Raw genomic sequence first — 26,101 nt, 5'->3', positions numbered from 1 at the left:
TCATTGGTAATTGGTTTTTGGTAATTGGTGATTTCCGATTACTTATTACCGATTACCTATTACCCATTAACAGAGGTATTTGCTGACATCCTCACCGCAATCATCAGCAAGGTAACAAAGGGCGCGGAGACGCAAAGAAACAAATTCGTAATACAGAGGATTTAATTTACAAAGAGGGGGGATATGAAAAGTGTGACCCAATAAAGTCACATCTCTTTCAAAAGGGCAGCAACAGGGAATAAACTTACAAAGGAAATGAGCTAATTTGCGATCGCTTACCTCTAAATTATCAACCCACTGCCGCAACGGAAATAAAATATCAAAACCAGGACGACCTCTAGGAATCGGATAATCGTGATCGTGAGTAATAGTTGCCATTGTTATCAAAACCAAGTAGAGAGGGGTTAGGGGTTAGGGGGTAGGGGTTAGGGGGTAGAGGGTAGGGGAAAGAGAATTACCCAGTCCCCAGTCCCCAGTCCCCAATCACCTCTACCGAATCAAGTCAAAGGAAATATCAGTCTTACCAGGAATGTCAGTCTTGCGATCCAACTCATCGAGGATAGTGTTAACAATCCAATTGAGTAAGTTCAAAGCACCTTGGTAGCCATAGATAGGATAGCGGTGTAAGTGATGGCGATCGAAAATAGGATAGCCAATGCGAACCAGGGGCACACCGATATCACGCCACAGGTACTTACCGTAGGAGTTACCAATCAACAAATCAACTGGTTCAGTGAAGATCAAGCTGCGTAAGTGCCACAAGTCTTTGCCACCCCAAACAGTTGCACCAGCACCATAAGGACTAGAAGCTAACAAAGCTTTTGCTTCAGCTTCAAATTTTTCGTTGCTGTTAGTAACAACAATGTGAGTAGGTTCTGCACCAACTTCCAACAAGAAGCTAATTAATCCCATTACCAAATCAGGATCGCCGTACATAGCAATCTTTTTGCCATGCAACCAAGCTTGGGAATCGTTCATTGCGTCAATAGCGCGACCCCGTTCAATTTCTAATTGGCGAGGAATTGGTTGTCCAGTAATCTTAGAAAGCGCTTGCAAGAATTCATCAGTACCGCGAATACCAACTGGACGATAAACAGCGGTTTCTTGTTTCCATTCAGTATTGATATAGCTGAGGGTCTTTTCTGTAGCGTATGCTTGGAAAGAAATCGTACCTTCAGCATTAATGGAATCTGCACCTTCTTCCAAAGTTGTCAGACCATTGTACATCACAAATTCGCCTTCATTCGGAGCATCAAAAGAATCCGAATTGTCAGCCAAAACAGTGTAATTAACACCCATCAAATTGAAGATTCTCTTCAATTCCCGAATATTGCTGGTATAAGCATCAAAACCAGGAATAAAGTTCCATTTGCCATTCTTGGTTTCTGTCTTCTTATCCTTAGTCAAGCAAGAAAGAATACCCTTCATCATATTGTCATAACCAGTAATGTGAGAACCCACAAAACTAGGAGTATGAGCGTAAGGAACTGGGAAATCTTGTGGAACAGAACCTTGAGTCTTAGAAGTGGTGATAAATGCACCCAAGTCATCACCGATTACTTCTGCCATACAAGTTGTACACAGAGCAATCATTTTTGGCTTGTAAAGAGCATAACAGTTTGCTAAACCTTCAATCATGTTTTGCAAACCACCGAACACCGCCGCATCTTCAGTCATCGAAGAAGAAACCGCAGAGAATGGTTCTTTGTAATTCCGGGTTAAATGAGTACGGAAATAAGCAACGCAACCTTGAGAACCATGTACGAAAGGTAGAGTACCTTCAAAACCAGCAGCCGCAAAAATCGCACCTAAAGGTTGGCAAGCTTTCGCTGGGTTAACTGTTAACGCTTCACGAGAAAAGTTCTTTTCCCGATATTCCCAACTTTTTGTCCATTCGCGTACCCGATCGATTTCTTCGTCCGAATGTCTGCCTTCAAATTGTTTTTTGTTCTCGAACAGTTCTTGATATTCTGGTTGGTGGAATAGGTCAAAGTGGTCGGCAACTTTATTTACATCGTTCTGAGCCATGATTTTTCTCCTATGTTTTCGCTACTGTCTGGACTTCTTCTGTAGTGTGCAGTGCGGGGAAGGTAAGAGGAGGTGACTAAAGGAAATCGAATCGAAAAGCTAAATTTCCCAGTCCCCAGTCCCCAGTCCCTAGTCCCCAGACTAGTCCTTAGTCTTCGTTCTTCCAAGGAGCTTTAATCAAACTCCAAGTTGGGTTGTTGATTGCCAAATCCATGTCGCGTGCAAACACTGCAAATCCGTCATAGCCGTGATATGGGCCAGAGTAATCCCAGGAGTGCATTTGCCGGAATGGTAACGCCATCTTATGGAAGACGTATTTTTCTTTAATTCCAGCAGCGATCAAATCTGGTTTCAAATTTTCAGCTAATTTCTCGAATTCGTAACCAGAAACGTCATCATAAATAATGGTGCCGTCTTCGATGTATTCCGCAGTACGTTTATAGTCGTCGTTGTGACCGAATTCATAACCTGTACCAATCACATTCATTCCCAAATCTTCAAAAGCTGGGACAATGTGACGTGGACGCAGACCACCAACCATCATCATTACGGTTTTGCCACCCAAACGAGAGCGATATTTTTCAACAATGGCTTCTGCTTGGGGTTGGTATCTGGCGATAACTTCCTCTGCTTTGGCTTGAATTGTTTCGTCAAATTTCGAGGCGATTTTGCGTAGAGAGTAAGCAATTTGAGTTGGGCCGAAGAAGTTGTATTCAATCCAAGGAATACCGTAAGCTTCTTCCATGTGACGGCAGATGTAGTTCATGGACCGATAGCAGTGGATGAGGTTGAGTTTTGCTAACGGGGTCATTACTACTTCGTTGAATGTACCATCGCCAGAGAATTGGCAAAGTACGCGCAAGCCGATTTCTTCTAACAGAATGCGAGAGGGCCAGATGTCTCCACCGATGTTATAGTCACCGATGATGTTCACATCATAAGGGCCGGGAACAAAACCATCAGGAGTTTGACGGTATTCGTCTGCTTTAGGTAGTACCCAGTCTCTTACTGTGTCGTTAGCAATGTGGTGTCCTAAAGATTGAGAAACACCCCGGAAACCTTCGCAACGTACAGGCACTACTGGCTTACCTGTCTCTTTAGCTTTCTTCTTGGCGACTGCTTCGATGTCATCCCCAATCAAACCAATGGGACATTCAGATTCAATGGTAATCCCTTTGCTTAAGGGGAAGAGTTCTTCCATTTCATCGATCAATTTTGCCAGTTTTTTGTCACCGCCAAATACGATGTCTTTTTCTTGGAAGTCGGAGGTAAACTGCATGGTGCCGAAGGTATCAACACCTGTAATACCGATGTAATAGTTACGACGACCAGACCAGGAATAGTAACCACAACCAACAGGGCCGTGACTTATGTGGATCATATCCTTGACTGGTCCCCAAACCACACCTTTTGCACCTGCATAAGCGCAACCACGAGTGGTCATTACTCCCGGAACCGATTTGATGTTGGATTTAACTCCGCAATCAGATTTTCCTTCTTCGTATACGTTGAGGTGTTTTGCCCGTTTCTTACCGCCTTTCTCTGGGTAAGCTTCAATAATTTCTTTAAGTAGTTCTTTTTTCTCTTCGTTCGTTGTGGGTATGTTGGTTGTTGTCATGATTGGTGCGCCTCGTTTCAATGTAGGGAGTAGGGAGGTAGGGAGTAGGGAAAGGGAGGAGGGTAGGGAGTAGAGAAATTTTTCTCCCTATCTATATTTCCTATTCCCAACAGATTACGGATTAGACTACAGCAGCTGCTTTTTGTTGGTCTGCTTGCACTGCTTTTTGGTACTCTTCTTCACCGCCCAAGATACCGAATTCAACCAACAGATCTTCCAATTCGTCCATTGTGATTGGAGTAGGAACGGTGAGTTTCTTGTTGTCGATGATCTTCTTAGCTAATGTGCGGTACTCTTCAGCTTGGTTGCTGTCGGGAGCATATTCAATTACGGTCATGCGGCGCAGTTCAGCGTGTTGAACGATGTTGTCGCGAGGAACGAAGTGAATCATTTGGGTGTTCAGACGTGCTGCCAAGGTTTCGATTAGTTCGAGTTCCCGGTCAACTTTACGGCTGTTGCAGATTAAACCACCTAAACGTACACCGCCTGAGTGAGCGTATTTGAGAATACCACGAGCAATGTTGTTTGCTGCGTACATCGCCATCATTTCACCAGAGGTAACGATGTAGATTTCTTGTGCTTTTCCTTCACGGATAGGCATTGCGAAACCACCGCACACAACGTCGCCTAATACGTCATAAGATACGAAATCGAGGTCTTCATAAGCGCCATTTTCTTCTAAGAAGTTGATGGCGGTGATGATGCCACGTCCAGCGCAACCTACACCTGGTTCTGGACCGCCAGACTCAACGCAACGTACATCGCGGTAGCCTGTGAGCAATACTTCTTCGAGTTCCAAATCTTCAACAGCGCCCCGTTCAGCAGCTAAGTGTAGAATTGTGGTTTGGGCTTTGCTGTGCAGCATCAAACGGGTGGAGTCTGCTTTGGGGTCGCAACCTACAATCATAACGCGCTGACCAAGTTCAGCCATGCCAGCGATCGTATTTTGAGAGGTGGTGGATTTACCGATACCGCCTTTGCCGTAGAACGCAATCTGTCTAATAAAATTGTCAGTCATTGCTTTGTCTCCTTAGTGTTATGCTGTGAAATTTGTCTACTTGAGAGGCGATTGATGAATCGCCGTTGTGGATTGGGCTTCAGTCGTGGGTCTGGCGGCGACCTTCCCACAGCTTTTCCTGGGGATTCTTGATAATTTTTCATGTTTTGTTTTTTTGAGTGTTAGACTGATTCAACAACTAAGCTGGGTAGTACAAGTTGTTGTAATTTTTGTTCGATCGCAATCTTCAAAGTGACTGTGCTGCTAGGACAAGAACCACAAGCACCTTTGAGCACAACTTTTACTTTGTCACCTTCAACGTCGTAGAGTTCAACATCTCCGCCATCTGCGGCTAAGAATGGTTTAACTTCTGTCTCTAGAACTTTTTGAATGAGTGTGATTTTTTGCAGGTTGGTTAATACAGGTAGAGTGTCTGATTCAACGACAGGAACTTGGATTTTTTCCCGTTCTACTCCTTCCCAAACCTCGGCAATTAAATCATCAATGTCTGATAAACAAGTAGTGCAGCCACCCCCGGCTTTAATATAATTTGTGACTTGTTCAGCACTGGTGAGTTGATTTTCCTTAATTGTCTTTTTAATCCTGGTTTCAGTAATCCCAAAGCAGCGACAAATCATGGCACTTTCGTCTTCTTCATGATGTGCTAGAGGGATACCTTTGTAGGAGAAAATCGCTGCTTCTAATGCTTCTTGTCCCATTACGGAACAGTGCATTTTTTCTTCGGGTAATCCGCCTAAGTATTCGGCAATTTCTTTGTTGGTTAAGCTTAATGCTTGGTCTACTGTCATGCCAACAATCATTTCGGTTAAGGCAGAAGAAGAAGCGATCGCACTTGCACAACCAAAGGTTTGAAACTTAGCATCTAAAATTATGTTTGTCGCTTCATCAACTTTGAGGTGCAATCTGAGGGCATCTCCGCAAGCAATGCTACCTACTTCTCCTGTAACAACTTTGATTCCTGTTTCGTTTGCTGCTTCTATCAATCCTTGGTTTTTCGGATTGTAGAACAAGTCCATTACCTTATCTGTATATTCCCACATAGCCTTGGCGATTTTTGTTGTAAATGTTGCAGTTTGAGAAAAGAATCGAAAATTTTGTCAGGGCGGGTTTTGTTGTTAATTTTTCTGTTTGCTAACGAGATTATCTGCTAAACCCGCCCCTACATTATTTAGCAGCTAGGGCTTTTTCTTGCTCTTGCAACCAGGATTCCTGGTCATTTTTGAAGGGAGATAAAGCTCTTAAACGCTCAATTACTGGTGGCAGTATTGATAAGACTTTTTCGACTTCTGCTTGTTTGGTGTAACGAGACAAGGAGAACCGAATCGAACCATGTAAAACTGAATAAGGTAAACCCATTGCTCGTAAAACATGGGAGGGTTCTAAGGAACCAGAAGTACAAGCCGAACCAGAAGAAGCACAAACTCCAAACTGATTCATGGAAAGCAGAATTGCTTCACCTTCGATATATTTGAAGCCAATATTTGTAGTGTTGGGAAGTCTGTTTTTGGTATGTCCGTTAACTACTGTATCAGGTACTGTATTAAGAATACCTTGTTCTAACAAATCGCGCAAGGCTTTTTCTTCAAATACATTATCTAAATGTTGTAGTGCTAATTCACTAGCTTTTCCTAATGCAATAATTCCCGGTACATTTTCTGTTCCTGCACGTCTTCCTCTTTCTTGATGTCCGCCAATTAATAAGGGACGGAATCTTACACCTTTTCTTACATATAAAGCACCAAGACCTTTGGGGGCGTGCAATTTGTGACCAGAAATTGTCAACATATCCACAGTGCTAGTTTTCATATTGAGGGGAATTTTCCCGGCTGCTTGCACTGCGTCTACGTGAAAGATCGCGTCTTTTTCTTTAACGATTTGACCGATTTGTTCGATCGGAAACACCACACCAGTTTCATTATTAGCATACATGATCGAAACTAAAGCTGTGTTACCTGTAAGGGATGCTTCCAACTCATCTAAATCGATTTGACCTTGACCATTTACGGAAAGATAAGTAACAGTATAACCTTGACTTTCTAGCTGTTTGCACTGATTTAAAACAGCAGCGTGTTCGACTTGAGAAGTGATAATGTGAGTCTTGTTGGGGCGTGCTGCTATAGCGGCGCGAATCGCTGAATTATTACCTTCTGTGCCACAACTTGTAAAGATGATTTCTGTAGGTTCTGCACCTAACAAAGCGGCAACTTGTTCTCTAGCTTGTTTAACTGCTTTGCCAACTTGACCGCCGAAGGTGTGCATACTAGAAGGATTACCGTAAAACTCGGTCAAGTAGGGCAGCATTGCCTCTAAAACTGCTTCATCAACTTTTGTAGTGGCATTGTTATCTAAATAAATTACTGACATAATGCTGCTCCTACATTTCTGAGATTAACGAGATACAATGACTCTTTTAAGTTCTTGGGAATAGGTGTTAAACCACTTTTGCCAATAAGGGTTTTGCTTGGTTTTATTGATGCGATTAATTAAGTGATTGTAGGTGTTAAACCAAGACTCCCAGTAATCCTCAGAAGAGGCGATCGCACTTAGACTACGAACACACCCATTATTAGTTGGACAAACCGCTTGACATTGAGGAACGCTGTAAAAACCGACGCAACCATTACATAATTTAGAGTCTATTTGGTAGGTCTGTCCTTTAACAGAAATTGCGTTAGTTGGACATTGGGGTAAACAGCGATCGCAAGCAATACAGTTATTCGTAATTGTGTAAGTCATCGCCCCTCCTTTTAGAGTTTAGAGTTTAGAGTTTTGAGTTTTGAGTTAGTTATGAGTTTTGAATTTATTCATCCCTCATAACTTATCGACGTAACTCATAACCCCCAAATGGAAGTTACACTGTTGCAGTTTGAGTGGAGAGCCACTTTTGATAGAATTCCAAAGCCACCTTATCGATTAGGTCGAAAGCTTCCACTGGTTCAATTCCAGCTTTTTGCAAAGTTTCTTGCGGACAATGACCAATCTTGGAAACTAGGACAGCTTTGCAATCTTCCAGCATCTTCATCATGCCGTCTAAAGATTCCTCTTCACCGAAACCGCCTTGGCAGTATTGTTCAACTTTGCGGTGTCCGACGAATTTGGCACTTACGCCATCAACTTCGTAAATTTGGAACTCTCTAGCATGACCGAAGTGTTGGTTAACTAAACCGCCACCTTTTGTCGCTACTGCAACTAAGATTTTGGGAGTGTTAGCAGCTTTCTTAGCTAACGCTTTGGCAACTTTGATAGCTTCTTGTTCTTCGCGAACTTTATCAATAGCTGCATGGACTTCCTGACGCTTCTCTAGGTTGTATTCAGGTGCCATTTCCAAGAACTTCTCTTTGGTAAACTCTTGAGAACGGTCTTCACCCAACAATCCCACCGCATCAGCGCGACATTGACGGCAATGGCGCATCATTTTCATGTTGCCGGAACAGTTGTCTTGTAGCGCCTTCAGTTCCTTGGGTGTGGGTCCTCTCTGACCTGTTAAACCGAAGTGGGTGCCATGTTCCGGTGCGGAAATCAGGGGCATAATGTTGTGCAAGAATGCGCCATTTTGCCGGATTACTTTGTCAACTTCAACTAAATGTTCGTCGTTAATACCGGGAATCATTACTGAGTTGACTTTGCAGAGGATATCGGCTTCTCTGAGGGCTTGCAAGCCTTCCATCTGTCTTTCGTGGAGGATTTTAACTCCTTCAACACCTCTGTAGCGCTTGCGTCTGTAGTGTACCCAAGGATAAATCTTGGTTCCTACTTCCGGGTCTACCATATTAATAGTTATGGTGACGTGATCGACATTGAGTTGTTTGATGCGATCGACATGATCGGGAAGCATTAAACCATTGGTAGACAAGCACAGTTTAATATCTGGGGCTTTGTCAGCAATTAAATCAAAGGTGCGGAAAGTCTTTTCGGGGTTAGCCAAAGGATCTCCGGGACCTGCAATTCCTAAAACCGTCATTTGAGGAATTTTTCCGGCGATTACCAATACTTTATGTGCGGCTTCTTCCGGTGTCAGGAGTTCACTAACTACTCCAGGGCGGCTTTCGTTGGCGCAATCATATTTACGGTTGCAGTAGTTGCATTGAATGTTGCAAGCTGGTGCAACTGCAACGTGCATTCTGGCGTAATGGTGGTGCGCTTCTTCGCTGTAGCAAGGGTGCTTGGCGATGCGTTCTTTAATCTTTTCGTCGAGGGTCGTTTCAGTGGAAGAAGAACTGCAACCGCAACCGCCAGATTTTTTGGTTTTAGCAGTGGCTGCATCTGATGTTGTCGTCGCTTCCGGTGTCGTCGTGAGTAAAGTTGTGGTTGAAGACATCGAATTTCCCAGTAACTTGCTGTGTTTCCGGCGTGAGTACACTTACCTGCAAAAGAAGCGAACCTTGTTTGGTCTTCTTGCTGAAATTTAAGTGCCTGACGTTATTGGATTTATAACAAGTGGTCTTCAACCAGTCCCAGTTTTTGCCCTGGATTCAGATTTATTGAATTTATTACATTTGTACTCAAGCCCTCAAACCGTTGGTTTACCTAGATCGAAAATTTTTTTTGGGGTGAGGGTACGAGTATTTACGGGTAGAGGTGTGAGTATTTCTGGTGAGGGGTGCGGGAATTGCTTGTACTCAGGCGTAAACCTTTATATATCAAAGGTTTGAGGGTTTTTCCTGCCTGGTTTTTGCTCTCCAACCCTGTACTCAAAATCTATTTAAAAGTAGCTTTGGAGCAGAGTTTTTAGTCACTCCAGTTGTGCGATTTGCAAATCACTCTTTGGTTCTGTATCTAAAATAGCACTTTAATAATTTAAATGGTAGTCATTGTGACAAAATTTGTTACACTCAATTTGGAAAGGCAAAAAGCTTTTAGTTATCTCTCGTTCCTCTCGTGTGACTGGGGACTGGGGACTGGGGACTGGGGACTGGGGACTGAGGACTGGGGACTGGGGACTGAGGACTGGGGACTGGGGGAGGTAGAACCTCCCGCAATACTGCTCGGTTAACGATTTTCCCCTTTGTAGGGGCACGCTACGCGAACGCCCCTACCCTTAACCGAGCGGTATTGGAACCTCCCGGCTTTTATTCCCAGGTGGAACCTGGGAACGAGGAAACGAGGGAACGAGGGAACGAGGAAACGAGGAACGAGGAGGTTTATCAGGAATCCCAGTCCCTAGTCAAGAGTCCCCAGTACCCTAGTAAATCTGACTTGTGAGTACAGATTTTTTTAATAATGATATTAGGCTGAAACCCTTACCAGTTAAGGAGGTTGGGGTTAGATTTTGAGTACAAAAATGCCAGTACCCCTAGTAAAAAATACTTGTACCTGATGGGAAAAATACTCGACCCCCTACCCCCAAAGTTTTTTTTATCTATTAAATAGAGAGGGTTTGAGGACTTTGAGTGCAAGGTTAATAAGTCTAATAATTCCAATCCACTCAGAACGATCGCACCCTGCAAAATCGATTTGTTATAAGCAGGAGAACAGCGTTGGTTCCTCTGTCGATGCTACTGCCTTTCACCAAACCGACTGACAAAGTATCTCAACACCAGAGTTTGAGGCGTTCTCCTAGTTCTGAGACTCCTGGATCTGGTTCAGAAAAAAGCGATTCTTCGGGATTCAAAGCAATACTGACAGATTTTCGGATTATCTTTGAGCGAGATCCAGCGGCGCGGAATTGGCTGGAGGTGATTATCTGTTACCCTGGTTTTCATGCTCTGTGTTTGCATCGCGTTGCTCATTGGTTGTACAAACACGAGGTAAGTTTTTTCCCGCGCCTGATTTCGCACGTTGGCAGGTTGTTCACGGGAATTGAGATTCATCCGGGTGCAACGATCGGTCAAGGTGTGTTTATCGATCATGGCATGGGGGTAGTGATTGGCGAAACTGCGATCGTTGGCGATTACTCGCTAATTTATCAAGGCGCTACTCTCGGTGGTACGGGAAAAGAAAGCGGTAAACGCCATCCTACTATAGGAAACAATGTGGTGGTGGGTGCTGGCGCGAAAGTGCTGGGTAATATCCGCGTTGGCGATAATGTCCGCATTGGTGCTGGTTCGGTTGTGCTGCGCGATGTTCCTACTGATTGCACGGTGGTGGGAATTCCGGGGCGAATTGTTTCTAAGCAGGGTAAAGGTTGTCCGTTAGAGCATGGCAAGTTACCTGATACGGAAGCAACTGTAATTCGCAGTTTACTCGATCGCATTGAGCAATTGGAGCAACAAGTAAAAGAACTGAAAAATTTACCGAGAATCAATCAAGAAAATTATGTTTGACTCTCATAATGTTCCCCCTTTAGCTAGTCAGATTGTCGAGATTTCTCGTCCGAATCGTTGGCAAGTTTATCATCGCTTGCAAGAGTTAATGATTTCTTGTTGGTGTCCTAATGATGGTTCTCTGCGAGTTGATGTAAATAACGGTATTGAAGCAATTTTAGTTCGCAGTACTGTGCAGCAATTTATTGCTTCTCGTGGGGAATTGATTGATTGGTTAGAGCGCTGCTGGCAAACTAAAATTCCCAGAGATTTAAGTAATTCTAGTTAATTTAATCCAAGTACGCGAGGTGTGGTTATGGATCGCAGTTTTAAGTTTAACGAATTGATAAACTTTCTCCAGTATGATTTAGAAATCTCTAGTTCTGCGATCGCAATGGCACTCCGTACTCATCAGCAGTGGCATGACCCTTTGCCGATGTTACTTTGGCAGTATGGATTAATTTCGATCGAGCAGTTAACCAAAATTTTCGATTGGCTAGAAATGCAGACCCATAAAGATTTCAAACTTTAAACTTGTGCAGTACCATGAGTGAAATTGTTCAGATTAATGATACGACTCTCCGAGATGGCGAACAAGCCGCTGGCGTGGCTTTTACTTTAGAAGAGAAATTGGCGATCGCGATTTTCCTCGACAGCATTGGAGTGCAAGAATTAGAAATAGGCATTCCAGCGATGGGGAAAGAAGAACAAAAGGCGATTTTTCAAGTAGTAAAAGCTGGGTTGTCTGCCAAACTTCTGGGTTGGAACCGTGCAGTTTTAGCTGATATTGAAGCTTCTATAGCTTGTGGTTTGCAACGAGTTCATATTTCGATTCCTGTCTCGGAAATTCAAATAGAAGCCAAATTTCAGGGACAATGGCAGTTAATCTTATCCCGACTGAAAGATAGTGTTAACTTTGCCTTAGATAAAGGTTTGTTTGTTTCAGTTGGGGGTGAGGATTCTTCGAGAGCAGATGATAATTTTTTGTTAGATGTAGCACTATTGGTTCAAGAATTAGGTGTTTCTAGATTTCGGTTTTGTGATACTGTAGGAATACTCGATCCTTTTAGTACTTACGCGAAAGTAAAACAGTTAGTTTCGCAGTTAGAAATTCCTGTGGAAATGCACACCCATAATGATTTGGGGATGGCAACTGCAAATGCGATCGCCGGAATTTTAGCTGGCGCAAAATCAGTCAATACTACTGTTAATGGATTGGGAGAAAGAGCAGGTAATGCTGCTTTAGAAGAAGTAGTCATGGGGTTGAAACGAGTTTACGCAATGGATCTCGGAATCAACACCCGCAAGTTTCAAGAACTCTCACAATTAGTCGCCAAAGCATCAGGAAATGAAGTTCCCCCTTGGAAAGCAATTGTCGGTCAAAATACCTTTGCTCACGAGTCAGGAATTCACGCTCACGGTGTATTGAAAAATCCCTTAACTTATGAACCTTTCGCTCCAGAAGAAGTAGGTTGGGAACGGCGTTTAGTAGTGGGAAAACATTCAGGGAGGCATTTACTAATTAAGGTTTTAGAACAGCATAATATTGTTCTTGAACCAGAGGAAATAGAGTCACTTTTAGAAAAAGTGCGTCAGCTTTCAGGACAAGTAAAACGCGGTTTGACTATTGAAGAATTGTTGGATTTAGTTAATACAAGGAGGATGGCTCATGGGATCGGCATCAGAAGAAAATGAACTATATGGTCCACCTGCCTTTGATATGGAAGATAAGGTGAGGGTGAAAAAGTTAATCCGTAATGATGGAACTTTTCCTAATAAAGAAATCGGAGAAACTTTAGCAAAAAAAGGAGATACGGGATACATAGTTGGTATAGGTGACTATTTGCAAATGTACTATATTTATGCAGTACATTTTGTAGAAAGAGGTGTCATAGTTGGTTGCCGGAAAAAAGAATTGGAACTAGTGGAGGAATTTTATGAAAGTAATGTTGCGTCATAATTGCGATGGACATTTAATTGCTTATGTACCCAAGAAAGATTTAGAAGAGGAAGTTGTCAGCGAAAAGGAAGTTTCGGAAGGCAAACATTTCGTTTTAGCAAATGGTTGGGAATTAGTAATTCCTGATTTGACCGATACTTTATCTTTACCAATGACTGTAGAGGCTAAGGTAATCCGCGACTAAGTTGAATTTTTGTAGGGTGCGTTACGTTATGACTAACGCACCATTCCACCTACCTGATAGCGTCACTGCGTAAGTCCTGAGTCCTTTGATTTAGGAATGTACGACTAAAGTCGCTACAACAAACTTAATGAGATAAATTCTGCGTCCACATTTGTAAAGATTTAGGAGTCACCCCGATGGATATGTGTAGTTTTCAACCTCAGTCAAGCTTCTTTTTGGAAGGACAGTTTTTAGGTTTTGAACAAAAGTCCAGTGGGAAAATTAAATCTTTGCGAATTGCGGTGGAAAATAATGTGTTGCAAGTTAAATTACCGAAAGAAACTAGGGTAAAAATTAAACAGGTTTTAATTCCTGGCGATCGCATTGAAGTATCGGGAGAAAAAAAACAAAAGGATTTTACAGATTTACCTAAATTAATAGCGTATCAAGTTAATAAAGTTAGTGAATGTTCCGAAAAGGATTGCCATAATGACTGCTTACCAACAGTAGATATTGTAGAAGCAACTCCTAAATCTAAAAAAATTAAGTTATTAATGTGTAAAAAATCCGGTTGCATGAAGCGGGGTGGTAAAAAGCTGAGTCAACAACTAGAAGCAGCTTTGTGCGATCGGGGTTTGCAAAATCAAGTAGTCATTGAATATACCGGATGTTTAAAATGTTGTTCCTCTGCACCTAACGTCCTTTTAATGCCAGGAAAAGTTCGCTGTAGCAAAATGTCTCCTGAAAAAATTGTTGATTTGTTAGCTGATAAACTCTCACCAACCATGTACAGCTATCAACAATTTCCCTTGACTTAATCCTAACCTAGTTCACCCCAATTAACCTATGATGTCTACTGTAATTTTCTACGAAAAGCCAGGTTGTACCAACAACAAAAAACAGAAAGCTTTACTCTTAGAAGCTGGACACCAAGTACAACCTGAAAATCTCTTAACTACTACTTGGACTAAAGAAAAACTACGTCCTTTTTTTGGAAATTTGCCTGTTAAAGAGTGGTTTAATTACACCGCACCTCGCGTTAAATCAGGCGACGTAAATCCTGAGTTTTTAGATGAAGATACAGCTTTAGAATTAATGATGGCAGATCCTTTATTAATTCGCCGTCCATTGATCCAAGTTGGCGATGTGCAGACAGTGGGATTTAACTTAGAAAAAATTAACGCTTGGATTGGTTTAAAAGCTGAAGTTCCTGTGCATCAAGACTTAGAAACTTGTCCCCGTACCAAAACAGCAATCTCTGATTAAAGAGATGGGGAATTACTATGAATCATTCTTCTCTACCATTTGAAGATTTACCACCTAATGCTTCCGGCTTGGACGATACTTTGCAACGTCTACAATTGGAAGAGATGCTTGCTAAATATTTTTATGATGCTTGTCATCCCCAACAGCAAGCATTGCTTTCTAATTGTGAGTGGTATATTACCACTTATAGCGAAGCACCAACGCTAATTATTGAATGTCCAGATCAAATAGTTAACTGGCAAGTTTTAAAATCTTTAGTGAAAATAGGCGTTGTACTCAAACGCATAGCCAAAAAAGGCAAAATAAGAGTTTCTTCGCCTGGAAGTAAAGCTGCACCATTTGAAATGCGAGTAGACGAGTTACCTGTTTATCGCTATCCAAATTGATTGACTTAGTAATGCCAAATTTCAGGTAAAAGGGGGATGGGAGAAAAAATATCTCTCCTTCCCCTTTGACCTTTATACTCAATCAACCCGTTTCTGGAAAAGTTACCGAGTTTTTTAGCTATGATATATTTGTTCTAAAAATTTTATCACATTATTGTCTACAATAGAAATAATTTAATAATTAAAATTGTTAATTTTTTAGTAAATTTATGAAGAAACTTTTTAGACCAGCTGTTTATTTGATGAACCAACTTAAGTATCCGCAAAAGTTTACTTTAATTACTGTATTGCTGGCTTTACCTTTATGTTTAATTATGTATTTATTGTTGTTAGAAACTAATATTCGGATTGATTTTACTCAAAAGCAAACTTATGGAATTAAGTATTTGCAATATTTACGTAACCTGAGAAGCTCTATATTTGAAAATTATTTAATTGAGCAAGAGTTAAAGTATAAGTTTAATTCTGAATTTCAGCGAAGTAAGAGTAGAGAAGCTAATCACAAAACCGAGGAAAGTTTTCAAATTTTAATAGAAAAAGATAAGGAATGGGGAAATAAATTAATAACTACTAATGACTTGAATGAAATTAAAAGTACCTGGGAGCAGTTACAAGAAAATTATCATATTTGGAGTCCAGAGACTAAGGATGTTTTTTATAATCGAGCGATCGCACAAACTTACGATCTCACCGCAAAAATTGGAGAAAGTTCTAATTTAATTTTAGACCCTTATCTAGATGCCTATTATTTCAGTGATGCTATTCTCGCTAAACTTCCTTTAATTCAAAGAACTTTAATTGAAATTAAAATTCTTGGTAATAGTATTAATCGTAATGAAGAAATCACCCCAGAGGAGCGAGGTAGATTAGTGCAGTTATCAGGTTTATTAAAAGATTATACTCAAGATTTATCTCGTAATTTAGAAGTATCTTTTAATCAATCTAATTCCAAAAAATTGCGGTTCAGAGTTAATCAGGATTTACAAGAGCTTCTACTAACTACTAAAACATTAAATAAACAACTTGATATACTCACTAGTCCATACGCCAATGTACAACCACTTAATTACATACATCAAGCCGATCAAACTTTAAAGTTAAGCTCTAAATTAGAAAATGAGATTTCCCAAAGCTTAAATAAAATTTTAGAAGCTAGAATTAAATACTTGATAATAAGACAAAAATTAATTTTAATTTTTGTTTCGTTAATTTCTGGAATAGTTATTTACCTTTGGATTGCTTTTTACAAAGCAGTTATGCTGACAGTAGAGCATCTAGACGAAGCTGCTAAACAAATGACTAGTGGTTTTGTTGGCGGAAACATCACGCTAGAAAATAAAGATGAACTTGGTCAGGTGGTGAATTCTTTTAATAAAATAGCTACTGCTTTGCGCTACTCTAACGAAGAAGTGACTCGCTTAAATGAACTACTGAAAAAAGAGAATTTACGCATGAGTGCTGAGTTAGAAGTTGCCAGACAATTACAAGAAATGATTTTACCTAAAGAAGAGGAACTTAAAGAAATTACAGAACTTGATATTTCTGGTTTTATGGCACCTGCTTATGAAGTTGGCGGTGATTATTATGATGTTCTTCAACAAAATGGTAAAGTTAAAATTGGGATTGGGGATGTTACAGGTCATGGGTTAGAAAGTGGTGTAGTGATGATTATGGCACAGACAGCTGTGCGAACTTTGCTAACCATAGAAGAAACAGATCCAGTGAAGTTTCTAAATGCTTTGAACCAAATAATTTATCGCAACACTAGTCGGATGAAATCGCCTAAGAATATGACTTTATTGCTGCTGGAATATGAGGCGGGAATAATGCGTTTAAGTGGACAACATGAAGAGTTAATAGTGGTACGAAATAATGGAGAAATTGAACGATTTGATACTTTTGATTTGGGGTTTCCTTTGGGGTTAGAACCGGATATTACGCCGTTTATTCAACAGATAGAAATTACTTTGCGATCGGGAGAAATTGCCGTACTTTATACTGATGGTATTACTGAGGCTGTAAATTGGGAAAATCAACTGTACGGGATAGAAAGATTTTATACAGTTTTGCAAAAAAGTTATCATCTGTCAGCTGATGAAATTCGTCAAGCTGTGATTGATGATGTAATGAATTTTATCAACGAACAAAAAGTATTCGATGATATTACATTAGTAATAATTAAACAAAGGTAATTTTAATTTACTACTTATTCAATGATTGCCCACTCATTTTTTGACCATTTCGCAGATAGGTGAGAAATAACAAAATTGAGAATGCCATGACAAAAAGACCGATCGCAGTTTCCGCAAAAGTATTGTAAAATCCATGTAATACAGCTGGAATTGCCCAGCCAATTAACATAATTGTAGTTTTTTGGGAATTACTCATAGCTGATAACCCCAAAAAATAACCAAAAATTCCTGCCCAAATTGCATGAAATAGGGGCAAACAAATAAAGCGAATTGTACTAACTAATAGATATTCGCCTAATAAATTTGTTGGTTCAACATTGCCAAAAAATGTTGCTGTTATGCCTTCTCCTAATCCCATTGCATATTGAATTGAATAATTTACCCCTTCAGAAATTGCAAATCCTAAACCGGACATTGCACCATAAAATGCTGCTGTGTAAGGGTCTATTACTTTACCTGTACGGATTAAAAATAAATAAACTGGCAAAGCTTTTACAAATTCTTCTAACACTCCCACCCCGAAGACAAACCCAATTAAAGTCAGTAGTCCACCTCGATCGATTCCAGCATAAAGAAAGCTAAATGGAGGAACTTGTTGCAAAAATAAATCTATGGGAATGCCAACTAAAGCGGTAAATGTTACACAGGTAATAGTATTGCTCCAAGAAAATCGCTGTGGTTTAATTAGATCGTGCAAAATTACGCCCCACATACAAGCGTAGTAAATTCCTAAAAACCCAGCTGTTTGCCGCAAAGATCCACCAACACCTGTGATGTTGATTAACCAGCTGAGTGCAAGCGGAAACAAGGCAAAAAAGAGCAAAAATTTTGCTAATCTCTGTTTGTATAAATTAGGGCTAAATGCTTCTTGGTAAGGAATAATATCGGCAAGGCTCAATGGTTCTTGGGGTGACGGTTGTTGCTGAGAGTTAGACATTTTTTATTTTCCCTGAACTCTAATTTAGAAAGTTATATTAAGGATACCTAGAAAGGTAAATAGTTACAGGACAAAAGTCAGAATATTTTAGTTTTTATGGTTCCGATCGTCTATCTATAATAGAATTTGGATATTAACAATCAAATCTTAATGTAAATATTAATATTGAAACCATTATCCTAAAACAGTAGCGAAGCAAAGTTAGCTACCACACTCCATGCAGTCACATTTCGAGCTATTCTTAACTTGAAAAACATGACGAGAATTGGACAGAGGGCATAATGCAAACAGTAGAAGAAAAGGTCAACCCGCTGGCGGGAAAACCCGCACCTGACAACATTTTGATTGATGTCACCAAACTTTTGGATGACTATTACACAGTTCATCCCGACCCTGCAAATCCGTTGCAAAAAGTTAGTTTTGGCACTTCGGGACATCGGGGTTCTTCCAGCAACGGCACTTTCAACGAAGACCACATTCTCGCCGTTTCTCAAGCTGTGGTGGAATATCGCCAGAGTCAGGGCATCAATGGCCCATTGTACATGGGAATGGATAGCCACGCTCTTTCTGCTCCCGCGCAAAAGACCGCTTTGGAAGTGTTAGCTGCTCATGGCGTAGAGGTTTACATTGCTGCTGGGGAAGGATATGCTCAGTTTACGCCGACTCCGGTGGTTTCTTATGCCATTCTCACCTGCAACCAAGGCAAAACCACTGGTTTAGCAGATGGAATTATTATCACACCTTCGCACAATCCCCCTTCTGATGGCGGTTTTAAATATAATCCTCCTTCTGGAGGCCCTGCGGAACCAGAAATTACGAAATGGGTGCAAGAAAGGGCGAATGAATTGTTAGCAAATAACAATCGAGATGTGCGACGAATTTCTTATGAATCTGCGTTGAAAGCATCAACAACTCATTTTTATGATTTCATTACTCCTTACGTCAACGATTTAGAAAATGTGGTTGATATTGATGTAATTCGATCGGCAGGACTTCGCATTGGTGCCGATCCTTTGGGTGGTTCTAATATAGCTTATTGGGAACCAATTGCCGATCGCTACAACCTAAACATTACCTTGGTTAATAACACCGTAGACCCAACATTCCGGTTTATGACCGTAGATTGGGATGGTAAAATTCGCATGGATTGTTCATCTCCTTATGCGATGGCGAGTTTAGTCAAAATCAAAGATGATTATGACATTGCTTTTGGCAATGATACCGACTCCGACAGACATGGAATTGTTACTCGTAGTGTGGGATTAATGAATCCGAATCATTTCCTTTCGGTAGCGATTTGGTATTTGTTTACTAATCGTACAGGTTGGTCGGGAGAAAGTGCGATCGGGAAAACTTTAGTAAGTAGTAGTATGATCGATCGGGTAGCCAAAGAAATTAACCGCAAACTCTCCGAAGTACCCGTAGGTTTCAAATGGTTTGTTGACGGTTTATTAAACGGGTCCTTTGGATTTGGCGGAGAAGAAAGTGCCGGAGCATCATTTTTACGCAAAAATGGTACAGTTTGGACAACCGACAAAGACGGAATTATCATGGATCTTTTAGCCGCAGAAATCACCGCCAAAACCGGAAAAGATCCAGGATTACACTATCAAGATTTAACCGCACGTTTGGGCACACCTTATTACAAACGCATTGACTCACCCGCTACTCCTGAACAAAAAGCACGCTTGGGTAAACTCTCCCCCGAAGATGTGAAAGCAGGAACAATGGCAGGAGATCAAATCACAGCAAAACTCACCAAAGCGCCAGGAAATAATGCTTCAATAGGCGGACTAAAAGTAACCACAGAAAATGGTTGGTTTGCCGCACGTCCTTCCGGCACAGAAAACGTTTATAAAGTCTATGCCGAAAGTTTCCAAAGCGAAAACCACCTAGAACAAATCTTGCAAGAAGCACAACAAATAGTCACCGACGCACTTTAGAAAAAGGCAAAGAGGAGAAGATTAAAGTAATTTTCTCCTCTCTCCAAATTGTCGAATTTTAAAGTGAAAAAATCTCAAGCAACCTACAGTAAATCTAGATATACATCTGCGTTCATCTGCGTTTATCTGCTTTCATCTGCGTTCTCAAAAATTATTCATCTTGGGAGTGGGGGTTGTGCGATCGATAACGCCGCATCCCCTTAGAAAGATAAGCAATTAAAAAAGTAATCAACCCCATCATCGCAAAATTATAAGAATGACTAAACCAATTAGCTATACCAATTACCAATAAACCCAGCAGCAAATATTTTACTTTATTAGACATTTTCTAAACTACCTTTAACGTAATTAATTTTGAACCACGTTCGCGTAGCGTGTGCGTAGCACGTAAGACACGAAGAAAGAATAAGGACTTTATTATAACTCAAAGCAGTTATGGAAAAAATTGATTAGAATTAGGCAACATAGCTATAAACAGACAGAGATGAAAAGATTCAGGCTCATCAAGAAGAAAAACTCAGCTTTAATCATTTTATTTAGCATCTCAATTTTACTCCTTAGCTGGCTAATTTCCCCAGTCATTCCCCGAATGCTGGCTACCCAGTCAAAAACTTTTAATTCTGTCTGGGAAACTGTCAATGATAACTTTTACGACCCTAAATTTAACGGCGTAGATTGGAAAGGAATACAATCTAAATATGCACCCCAAATTAGCAAAACTCAAACAACCGACGAAGCAGCAATTATCATCAATCAAATGTTGGGAGAATTAAACACCTCTCACACTAGATTTTACACCCAAAACGAGCCAGCATACTATCAAATTTTGGGGATTTTCGCACCGATGAATCAAGAATTACAAAAGCAGTTAAAGAATATCTTCCCATCAGGAAAGATTGAATACAGCGATATTGGCATTTATACCAAAAAATTGAATAACAAGACTTTTATTAACACCATTTTAGACGGTTCTCCAGCAGCTAAAGTTGGACTAAAAATAGGTGACGAAATAATTAACGCTGATGGTAAACCATTTCATCCTATTAAATCTTTTGCTGGAAAAGCTGGACAAAAAGTTACTCTCAAAATTCAGCGTAAAACTAATGCTAATAGCCAGCAAGAAATCACCGTAACGCCGAAAATGTTTGACACAACTACCATGTTTTTAGATGCCCAAATTGCTAGTACCCAAATCATTGAAAGAGAAGGGAAAAAAATCGGTTATGTTCACATTTGGTCTTACGCTGGCGACCAATATCAGCAACAATTGGAAGACGACTTAATTTATGGTCGATTAAAAGATGCAGATGCCTTAGTTTTAGATTTGCGCGATGGTTGGGGTGGTGCGCCAATGGTTGGTTTGAATATCTTTTTAGCACAACCTGGTTTTTCGTTAACTAATATCAACCGCAATGGCAGACGCAGCACTTATTATTCTCATTGGAAAAAGCCAGTAGTAATGTTAGTAAATGAAGGCAGTCGCAGTGCTAAAGAAATAGTAGCTTATGGTTTTCAAAAAGCTAAAATTGGCTCAGTAATTGGCACGAAAACGGCTGGTGCAGTAGTTGCAGGTCGCCCTTTTTTACTAGCAGATGGAACTTTACTTTATGTAGCGGTTGCCAATGTTTATGTTGATGAAAACCAACGCCTAGAAGGAAAGGGTGTAACTCCCGATATTGTAGTACCTTTTCCCATTGAATATGCTCAAGGAAATGACCCGCAAAAGGAAAGGGCAATTACCGAAGCGTTAGCAAAATTATAAAATTTGCTCGTTGTGGATTATAATAAATAAAAAGTGGTAAGGATCGTAAAATTGTGAAAGGAAATTCTCAGGGTATTTATAACGTTAAAAAGCAAATAAATTACCAATTTCAAGCTGAAACTCTACTAGCAGTCAACAGACTTTTAAAAGTATCAGCTGCTAAAGGTAGTTATCACATTGAAGAAAAACAACCTTCTCCCGGATGTCCGAGAATTCCTGACTCTTTGCAATTGCGTCCTTACCAAAAACAAGCGGTAGAATCTTGGTTTGTCAACCAAGGAAGAGGCACTTTAAAAATGGCAACAGGTAGCGGAAAAACGATTACCGCGTTAGCAATTACTAGCGAACTTTACCAAAGAATTGGATTGCAAGTTTTATTAGTTGTCTGTCCTTTTCGGCATTTAGTTACTCAATGGGCGCGAGAATGTGAAAAATTTGGTTTATCGCCAATTTTGGCTTTTGAAAATTTGCGACGTTGGCAAGATAAACTTTCAACTCAGCTGTATAATGTGCGATCGCAAAAACAACCATTCCTCTCAATCATTACCACCAACGCCACCTTAATTAGCGAAGGATTTCAATCTCAACTTAAATACTTTCCCGAAAAAAGTTTAATCATTGGCGACGAAGCGCATAACTTAGGTGCTCCCAAATTAGAGGAAAGTTTACCTCGACAAATTGGTTTACGCTTGGCACTTTCCGCCACTCCCGAAAGACACTTTGATGACTTAGGTACAGAATCTCTGTTTAACTATTTTGGCACAGTTTTACAACCTGAATTTAATTTAAAAGATGCCATCCAAGCTGGGGCTTTAGTACCTTATTTTTATTATCCAATCTTAGTCGAACTCACCGAAACAGAAACCAGGAATTATATTAAGTTAACTCGCCAAATTGGACGGGCGTTACTCTATCGTCAACAGGAAGGACAAACATCTGCTATTTCTGATGAAGAAAATGAAGATTTGACACCTTTATTAATTCAAAGGGCGAGATTAATTGGCGCAGCAGCGAATAAATTAAAAGCGTTGCGAAACTTAATGGCTAATCGTTTGGAAACCTGTCATACTTTATTTTATTGTGGGGATGGTTCGGTGGAAAGTACCCGCCAACTCAAGGCGGTGACAAAGATTTTGGGAACCGAATTAGGTTATCGAGTCAGCACTTATACGGCGGAAACTCCTTTGGACGAAAGAGAAGATTTGCGGCGACAATTTGAGTTGGGAGAATTACAAGGTTTGGTGGCAATTCGCTGTTTGGATGAAGGGGTGGATATTCCAGCAATTGAAAATGCTGTAATTTTGGCAAGCAGTAACAATCCTCGACAATTTATTCAACGTCGCGGACGAATTTTACGCCCTTTTCCCGGCAAACAAAGGGCAACTTTATTCGATATGATTGTGCTACCTCCAGAATTAGACCGAGAAGCGTTAGAAGTCGAAAGGAATCTGTTAAGAAAAGAGTTGCGAAGATTAGTAGAATTTGCAGATTTGGCGGTAAATGCAGGGGAAGCGAGAATGAAATTACTGAGTTTGCAAAAACGGTATGGATTGTTGGATATTTGAGGGGGATTAGGGACTGGGGACTGGGGACTAGGGACTGGGGATTGGGAATTCTAAGTAACCAGATTAAGTAAATTAGTATTTTTACTGTTTAGAATCCTGGGCAAATACAATAGATTAAATAAGAGATTATTTCAGAGTAGCAGTAAAAGATGAGCGAAGAACTCAACCTGAGTTATGTACAAGAACCTATTACCACTGCGCCGCCAGAAGTGCGACAAATCATTGACAGGGTGAGACAAGCGGAAAAAGATAAGCTTTATATGAAAACACCTTATAAAATTAATGAAGACATTTTACTCATCGTTAAGGATGTAATTCGATGAGATTAATTTCGATCAAACTTTGCAATTTTCGCTGTTTTTATGGCAAGAGTCCTGAAATTTCTTTTGCTTATGGAGAGGAACAAAATACTACAATTATTCACGGTAATAATGGTTCAGGAAAAACTACTTTACTGAATGCTTTTACTTGGGTTTTATATAACAAATTTACAGCGGCTTTTGCTTCGGAAGAATACTTAGTAAATAAAAGAGCAATATCGGAAGCTAACCCTGGAGAAGCGGTTGAATGTTGGGTAGAAATTGTTTGGGAACACTTCCAAAAACGCTATCGTGCTAAACGAGAATGTCGCGCTTATAAAGGTGAATTCATTGAACAAGGCGAAAGCAAATTATATATGCAAATTGCTGGCGATGATGGGAATTGGAAACTTCCTACAGAACAACCTGATGATATTATTGGTAAAATTTTACCCGAAACCTTACATCAATATTTCTTTTTTGATGGAGAACGAATTGAAAGAATTGTTCGTTCTGATAATAAAATTGAAATTGCCGAAGCAACTAAAACTATGTTAGGTGTGGAAGTTTTAAATCGTTCTATCAAGCATTTGGGGGAAGCTAAGAAAAGTTTAGAAGATGAGTTAAAAACTATTGGTGATACGGAAACAAAACAGCTATTAAAACAACAGCAGCAGAAAGAAAAGGAAATTGAACGTTTAGAAAATCGTCAAACGGAAATTTCTCAAGAATTAGCGCACCAAGAAACATTGAAGCGAGAAACTAGTACCCGCTTTCGAGACATTAGCGGCGCTAAAGATTTGGAAGAAAGACGCAAAGAATTAGAAGCGCAAAAAACAGCCAGTCGAGAAAGACTGAAAAAAAGCAAAGAAGCGCTAAACCGTGCGATTTCTACCAAAGGTTACGCGGTTTTATTGCCAGAATTAACTGCTGAATTTCGCGCAATTCTTGACGATTTAAAACAGCGAGGTGAATTAACTGCGGGAATTTCTCGTGAATTTATTAATCAATTACTTAATTCTCAGCGTTGCATTTGCGGTGCAGATTTAAGCGATGGTACAGAGTTTCATAAAAATGTTAGCAATTGGTTAGATAAAGCTAATATGGCAGCAGTTGAAGAAACAGCAATTCGCATTAGTACCCAAGTAGATGAAATCGATCGACAAGCTACAACTTTTTGGGAAGATGTGGACAAAGAACAGGCGAATATTAACCAATTTCGCCAAGAAATTTTCCAAATTGAAACTCAGTTAGAAAGTATTAGCGAACAGTTACGTAAAAACCCTGCTGAAGAAATCCGTAATTTACAAAAGCGACTGGATGAAATTGAAAGTAAGATTCGAGAATTAACTTTAGAAGAGGGAGAAAATAAGCAAAAAATCTCTGACTTTAAGGCAGAAATTGATGTGCTTTTGAAGCAGATTACTAAACAGCAATCTAACGAAGAAAAGCAGTTATTGGCGCAGCGAAGAATTGCTGCAACTCAGGATGCTATTTCTCGTTTAAATGAGTATAAATCTCGGTTAGATCAACATTTTCGCAGCCAATTAGAAAAGCGAGTGCAGGAAATTTTTAGTTCGATTTCCTTTAAAGCATATATTCCCAAACTTAGCGACAAATACGAACTAACGCTGATTGAAAATACATCGGGGAAAGAGGCGTTAGTTGGTGCTTCAACGGGAGAGAATCAAATTCTCAGTCTCTCATTTATTGGGGGAATTATCGATCGCGTGCGAGAATGGAGTAAAGAGGAAATGATGGTTCCTGATAGTAGTACTTTTCCCATTGTGATGGATTCACCTTTTGGTAGTTTAGATGAAATCTATCGTCGTCAAATTGCCAAAATCATTCCCCAATTAGCAAATCAATTAGTAGTTTTGGTGACAAAAACTCAATGGCGAGGTGAAGTAGCGGAGGAAATTACTAATAGAATTGGCAGAGAATATGTGTTGACTTATTACTCTTCTAAACCTGATTGCGAACAAGATAACATTACATTAAGTGGTAAGAATTATCCGTTAATTAGGCAAAGTCCGAACGAATTTGAATATACTGAAATTACGGAGGTGGATTATGGTTTTTAGTTCTACTTTTGCTACTGATACATGGGTAAAGGCAACTTGGGAAGAGTTTTTAGAATTAGCAGATAACCCAGAATATGAAAAGGCAAGGTTTTATTATAATCAAGGTTACATGAGGATTGAAATGGCAGCACTTGGTTCTCGTCATGGTAGACAAAATTCGGTTATTGCCTACCTAATAATTCTGTTTGCCGCTTTGATGAATTTGGAAATTGTGCAGTTAACTAACACTAGTTTTAAAAAGGCAAGTTTAAGGGAATTTCAACCAGACTTAGCTTTTTATATTGGAATAAATTTAAAAACACCTCCTCAAACTAATTCACCAGTGGATTTAGATGAATACGATCCGCCTACGTTAGTAGTAGAAATTAGTGCTACTTCTGTGGGAGATGATTTAGGAAGAAAACGGTTAATTTATGAAAGGGCGGGAGTTAGAGAATATTGGGTAGTAGATGCAAATTTACGGGAAGCGATCGCATTTTCCATTTCCGAAAGACGCAGCGGTGAAATCGAAGAATCTTTAGTTTTGCCAGGATTATCTCTAGCTTTAGTTAACGAAACCTTGCAACGCAGTCAAACAGAAGACGACACAACAATTATGCGTTGGTTAATGCAAATCTTTAACCAGGGTTAAAGGAGAA

Annotated in this window: 26 protein-coding genes; 16 read left to right on the top strand and 10 right to left on the bottom strand. The window is 40.1% G+C overall.

The annotated features are described in order from the left end of the window. Nucleotides 1-66: 66 nt before the first annotated feature. The 8 genes from ACE1CA_RS09205 to nifB all read right to left on the bottom strand — a co-directional run bounded on the left by ACE1CA_RS09205 (nucleotide 67) and on the right by nifB (nucleotide 8,982). Nucleotides 67-378, bottom strand: coding sequence for a Mo-dependent nitrogenase C-terminal domain-containing protein (locus tag ACE1CA_RS09205; RefSeq protein WP_413276587.1), 312 nt, complete (start codon nucleotides 376-378; stop codon nucleotides 67-69). A 111-nt stretch (nucleotides 379-489) separates the two neighbouring features. Next, on the bottom strand, nucleotides 490-2,028 hold the full coding sequence (gene nifK, locus ACE1CA_RS09200; RefSeq protein WP_413276586.1) for a nitrogenase molybdenum-iron protein subunit beta: 1,539 nt from the start codon (nucleotides 2,026-2,028) through the stop codon (nucleotides 490-492). A gap of 148 nt (nucleotides 2,029-2,176) precedes the next feature. Then, entirely contained in the window at nucleotides 2,177-3,646 is a 1,470-nt protein-coding gene (gene nifD, locus ACE1CA_RS09195; protein WP_413276585.1) for a nitrogenase molybdenum-iron protein alpha chain, read from the bottom strand. Nucleotides 3,647-3,767: 121 nt separating this feature from the next. Continuing rightward, entirely contained in the window at nucleotides 3,768-4,664 is an 897-nt protein-coding gene (gene nifH / locus ACE1CA_RS09190; RefSeq protein WP_413276584.1) for a nitrogenase iron protein, read from the bottom strand. A gap of 161 nt (nucleotides 4,665-4,825) precedes the next feature. Then, on the bottom strand, nucleotides 4,826-5,704 hold the full coding sequence (gene nifU / locus ACE1CA_RS09185) for a Fe-S cluster assembly protein NifU (RefSeq protein ID WP_413276583.1): 879 nt from the start codon (nucleotides 5,702-5,704) through the stop codon (nucleotides 4,826-4,828). Nucleotides 5,705-5,828: 124 nt separating this feature from the next. Beyond that, nucleotides 5,829-7,028, bottom strand: coding sequence for a cysteine desulfurase NifS (gene nifS, locus ACE1CA_RS09180; protein WP_459563571.1), 1,200 nt, complete (start codon nucleotides 7,026-7,028; stop codon nucleotides 5,829-5,831). Nucleotides 7,029-7,052: 24 nt separating this feature from the next. After that, nucleotides 7,053-7,400 (bottom strand): 4Fe-4S dicluster domain-containing protein, encoded by a 348-nt coding sequence (locus tag ACE1CA_RS09175; RefSeq protein WP_413276582.1) that lies wholly within the window; start codon nucleotides 7,398-7,400, stop codon nucleotides 7,053-7,055. A 115-nt stretch (nucleotides 7,401-7,515) separates the two neighbouring features. Next, nucleotides 7,516-8,982, bottom strand: coding sequence for a nitrogenase cofactor biosynthesis protein NifB (gene nifB, locus ACE1CA_RS09170; RefSeq protein WP_413276581.1), 1,467 nt, complete (start codon nucleotides 8,980-8,982; stop codon nucleotides 7,516-7,518). Between the two features lie 1,159 nt (nucleotides 8,983-10,141). Between nifB and cysE the strand changes: the two genes are divergently transcribed. The 10 genes from cysE (at nucleotide 10,142) to ACE1CA_RS09120 (ending at nucleotide 16,873) form a co-directional block, all read left to right on the top strand. Next, complete coding sequence (cysE, locus tag ACE1CA_RS09165; protein ID WP_486517730.1) at nucleotides 10,142-10,927, top strand: serine O-acetyltransferase; 786 nt, start codon at nucleotides 10,142-10,144, stop codon at nucleotides 10,925-10,927. Continuing rightward, entirely contained in the window at nucleotides 10,920-11,195 is a 276-nt protein-coding gene (locus ACE1CA_RS09160; protein WP_413276579.1) for an Asr1405/Asl0597 family protein, read from the top strand. The genes cysE and ACE1CA_RS09160 overlap by 8 nt, the downstream gene beginning before the upstream one ends. Nucleotides 11,196-11,222: 27 nt before the next feature. Further along, entirely contained in the window at nucleotides 11,223-11,438 is a 216-nt protein-coding gene (locus ACE1CA_RS09155) for a DUF2949 domain-containing protein (RefSeq protein WP_413276578.1), read from the top strand. A gap of 14 nt (nucleotides 11,439-11,452) precedes the next feature. After that, nucleotides 11,453-12,601, top strand: a complete 1,149-nt coding sequence (gene nifV / locus ACE1CA_RS09150; protein ID WP_413276577.1) for a homocitrate synthase — start codon at nucleotides 11,453-11,455, stop codon at nucleotides 12,599-12,601. Next, nucleotides 12,576-12,866, top strand: coding sequence for a nitrogen fixation protein NifZ (locus tag ACE1CA_RS09145; RefSeq protein WP_413268172.1), 291 nt, complete (start codon nucleotides 12,576-12,578; stop codon nucleotides 12,864-12,866). The genes nifV and ACE1CA_RS09145 overlap by 26 nt, the downstream gene beginning before the upstream one ends. Then, the gene (gene nifT / locus ACE1CA_RS09140; RefSeq protein ID WP_413276576.1) at nucleotides 12,844-13,050 is read left to right on the top strand and encodes a putative nitrogen fixation protein NifT; all 207 of its coding nucleotides are present in this window, start codon (nucleotides 12,844-12,846) and stop codon (nucleotides 13,048-13,050) included. The genes ACE1CA_RS09145 and nifT overlap by 23 nt, the downstream gene beginning before the upstream one ends. Before the next feature lie 176 nt (nucleotides 13,051-13,226). Continuing rightward, complete coding sequence (locus tag ACE1CA_RS09135; RefSeq protein ID WP_413276575.1) at nucleotides 13,227-13,847, top strand: (2Fe-2S) ferredoxin domain-containing protein; 621 nt, start codon at nucleotides 13,227-13,229, stop codon at nucleotides 13,845-13,847. Between the two features lie 31 nt (nucleotides 13,848-13,878). Beyond that, nucleotides 13,879-14,295, top strand: a complete 417-nt coding sequence (locus ACE1CA_RS09130; protein WP_459563573.1) for an ArsC/Spx/MgsR family protein — start codon at nucleotides 13,879-13,881, stop codon at nucleotides 14,293-14,295. A gap of 17 nt (nucleotides 14,296-14,312) precedes the next feature. Next, complete coding sequence (locus tag ACE1CA_RS09125) at nucleotides 14,313-14,681, top strand: hypothetical protein (protein WP_413276573.1); 369 nt, start codon at nucleotides 14,313-14,315, stop codon at nucleotides 14,679-14,681. Nucleotides 14,682-14,890: 209 nt separating this feature from the next. Next, nucleotides 14,891-16,873: a SpoIIE family protein phosphatase gene (locus ACE1CA_RS09120; RefSeq protein ID WP_486517729.1), complete on the top strand. Its 1,983-nt coding sequence runs from the start codon at nucleotides 14,891-14,893 to the stop codon at nucleotides 16,871-16,873. 10 nt (nucleotides 16,874-16,883) lie between these two features. Here the strand turns inward: ACE1CA_RS09120 and ACE1CA_RS09115 are convergent, their stop codons facing one another. Then, on the bottom strand, nucleotides 16,884-17,810 hold the full coding sequence (locus ACE1CA_RS09115) for a PrsW family intramembrane metalloprotease (protein ID WP_413276571.1): 927 nt from the start codon (nucleotides 17,808-17,810) through the stop codon (nucleotides 16,884-16,886). A 281-nt stretch (nucleotides 17,811-18,091) separates the two neighbouring features. On the opposite strand from ACE1CA_RS09115, the gene pgm reads away from it, so the two are divergent. Further along, nucleotides 18,092-19,753, top strand: coding sequence for a phosphoglucomutase (alpha-D-glucose-1,6-bisphosphate-dependent) (gene pgm / locus ACE1CA_RS09110; RefSeq protein ID WP_413276570.1), 1,662 nt, complete (start codon nucleotides 18,092-18,094; stop codon nucleotides 19,751-19,753). Nucleotides 19,754-19,904: 151 nt separating this feature from the next. On the opposite strand, the gene ACE1CA_RS09105 is transcribed toward pgm, so the two are convergent. After that, nucleotides 19,905-20,078 (bottom strand): hypothetical protein, encoded by a 174-nt coding sequence (locus ACE1CA_RS09105; RefSeq protein WP_413276569.1) that lies wholly within the window; start codon nucleotides 20,076-20,078, stop codon nucleotides 19,905-19,907. 159 nt (nucleotides 20,079-20,237) lie between these two features. Between ACE1CA_RS09105 and ACE1CA_RS09100 the strand changes: the two genes are divergently transcribed. The 5 genes from ACE1CA_RS09100 to ACE1CA_RS09080 all read left to right on the top strand — a co-directional run bounded on the left by ACE1CA_RS09100 (nucleotide 20,238) and on the right by ACE1CA_RS09080 (nucleotide 26,094). Then, a complete protein-coding gene (locus ACE1CA_RS09100) occupies nucleotides 20,238-21,515 on the top strand; it encodes a S41 family peptidase (protein WP_413276568.1) in 1,278 nt (425 codons plus the stop codon). A gap of 53 nt (nucleotides 21,516-21,568) precedes the next feature. Then, nucleotides 21,569-23,080 carry a DNA phosphorothioation system restriction enzyme gene (locus ACE1CA_RS09095; RefSeq protein WP_459563570.1) on the top strand — a complete coding sequence of 504 codons (1,512 nt, stop codon included), beginning with the start codon at nucleotides 21,569-21,571 and terminating at the stop codon, nucleotides 23,078-23,080. 149 nt (nucleotides 23,081-23,229) lie between these two features. Then, nucleotides 23,230-23,403, top strand: coding sequence for a hypothetical protein (locus tag ACE1CA_RS09090; RefSeq protein ID WP_178381606.1), 174 nt, complete (start codon nucleotides 23,230-23,232; stop codon nucleotides 23,401-23,403). Beyond that, on the top strand, nucleotides 23,400-25,463 hold the full coding sequence (locus tag ACE1CA_RS09085) for an AAA family ATPase (protein WP_413276567.1): 2,064 nt from the start codon (nucleotides 23,400-23,402) through the stop codon (nucleotides 25,461-25,463). The genes ACE1CA_RS09090 and ACE1CA_RS09085 overlap by 4 nt, the downstream gene beginning before the upstream one ends. Continuing rightward, nucleotides 25,453-26,094 carry a Uma2 family endonuclease gene (locus tag ACE1CA_RS09080; RefSeq protein ID WP_413276566.1) on the top strand — a complete coding sequence of 214 codons (642 nt, stop codon included), beginning with the start codon at nucleotides 25,453-25,455 and terminating at the stop codon, nucleotides 26,092-26,094. Before ACE1CA_RS09085 ends, ACE1CA_RS09080 begins: the two co-directional genes overlap by 11 nt. Nucleotides 26,095-26,101 lie beyond the last annotated feature (7 nt).

The sequence above is a fragment of the Floridaenema evergladense BLCC-F167 genome (assembly GCF_041929205.2).
Taxonomy (GTDB): domain Bacteria; phylum Cyanobacteriota; class Cyanobacteriia; order Cyanobacteriales; family Aerosakkonemataceae; genus Floridanema; species Floridanema evergladense.
The sequence above is the reverse complement of the archived record's forward strand: the minus strand, read 5'-3'. Positions and strand labels throughout refer to the sequence as shown.

Coding starts and splice junctions, on each gene's coding strand:
- nifK (WP_413276586.1), bottom strand. CDS start 2,028: ATGGCTCAGAACGATGTAAATAAAGTTGCCGACCACTTTGACCTATTC.
- ACE1CA_RS09130 (WP_459563573.1), top strand. CDS start 13,879: ATGTCTACTGTAATTTTCTACGAAAAGCCAGGTTGTACCAACAACAAA.
- nifH (WP_413276584.1), bottom strand. CDS start 4,664: ATGACTGACAATTTTATTAGACAGATTGCGTTCTACGGCAAAGGCGGT.
- ACE1CA_RS09160 (WP_413276579.1), top strand. CDS start 10,920: ATGTTTGACTCTCATAATGTTCCCCCTTTAGCTAGTCAGATTGTCGAG.
- nifV (WP_413276577.1), top strand. CDS start 11,453: ATGAGTGAAATTGTTCAGATTAATGATACGACTCTCCGAGATGGCGAA.
- ACE1CA_RS09155 (WP_413276578.1), top strand. CDS start 11,223: ATGGATCGCAGTTTTAAGTTTAACGAATTGATAAACTTTCTCCAGTAT.
- ACE1CA_RS09135 (WP_413276575.1), top strand. CDS start 13,227: ATGGATATGTGTAGTTTTCAACCTCAGTCAAGCTTCTTTTTGGAAGGA.
- nifU (WP_413276583.1), bottom strand. CDS start 5,704: ATGTGGGAATATACAGATAAGGTAATGGACTTGTTCTACAATCCGAAA.
- ACE1CA_RS09115 (WP_413276571.1), bottom strand. CDS start 17,810: ATGTCTAACTCTCAGCAACAACCGTCACCCCAAGAACCATTGAGCCTT.
- ACE1CA_RS09090 (WP_178381606.1), top strand. CDS start 23,230: ATGAGCGAAGAACTCAACCTGAGTTATGTACAAGAACCTATTACCACT.
- nifT (WP_413276576.1), top strand. CDS start 12,844: ATGAAAGTAATGTTGCGTCATAATTGCGATGGACATTTAATTGCTTAT.
- ACE1CA_RS09105 (WP_413276569.1), bottom strand. CDS start 20,078: ATGTCTAATAAAGTAAAATATTTGCTGCTGGGTTTATTGGTAATTGGT.
- ACE1CA_RS09175 (WP_413276582.1), bottom strand. CDS start 7,400: ATGACTTACACAATTACGAATAACTGTATTGCTTGCGATCGCTGTTTA.
- pgm (WP_413276570.1), top strand. CDS start 18,092: ATGCAAACAGTAGAAGAAAAGGTCAACCCGCTGGCGGGAAAACCCGCA.
- ACE1CA_RS09145 (WP_413268172.1), top strand. CDS start 12,576: ATGGGATCGGCATCAGAAGAAAATGAACTATATGGTCCACCTGCCTTT.
- ACE1CA_RS09085 (WP_413276567.1), top strand. CDS start 23,400: ATGAGATTAATTTCGATCAAACTTTGCAATTTTCGCTGTTTTTATGGC.
- ACE1CA_RS09120 (WP_486517729.1), top strand. CDS start 14,891: ATGAAGAAACTTTTTAGACCAGCTGTTTATTTGATGAACCAACTTAAG.
- ACE1CA_RS09100 (WP_413276568.1), top strand. CDS start 20,238: ATGAAAAGATTCAGGCTCATCAAGAAGAAAAACTCAGCTTTAATCATT.
- nifB (WP_413276581.1), bottom strand. CDS start 8,982: ATGTCTTCAACCACAACTTTACTCACGACGACACCGGAAGCGACGACA.
- ACE1CA_RS09205 (WP_413276587.1), bottom strand. CDS start 378: ATGGCAACTATTACTCACGATCACGATTATCCGATTCCTAGAGGTCGT.
- nifS (WP_459563571.1), bottom strand. CDS start 7,028: ATGTCAGTAATTTATTTAGATAACAATGCCACTACAAAAGTTGATGAA.
- ACE1CA_RS09125 (WP_413276573.1), top strand. CDS start 14,313: ATGAATCATTCTTCTCTACCATTTGAAGATTTACCACCTAATGCTTCC.
- ACE1CA_RS09080 (WP_413276566.1), top strand. CDS start 25,453: ATGGTTTTTAGTTCTACTTTTGCTACTGATACATGGGTAAAGGCAACT.
- nifD (WP_413276585.1), bottom strand. CDS start 3,646: ATGACAACAACCAACATACCCACAACGAACGAAGAGAAAAAAGAACTA.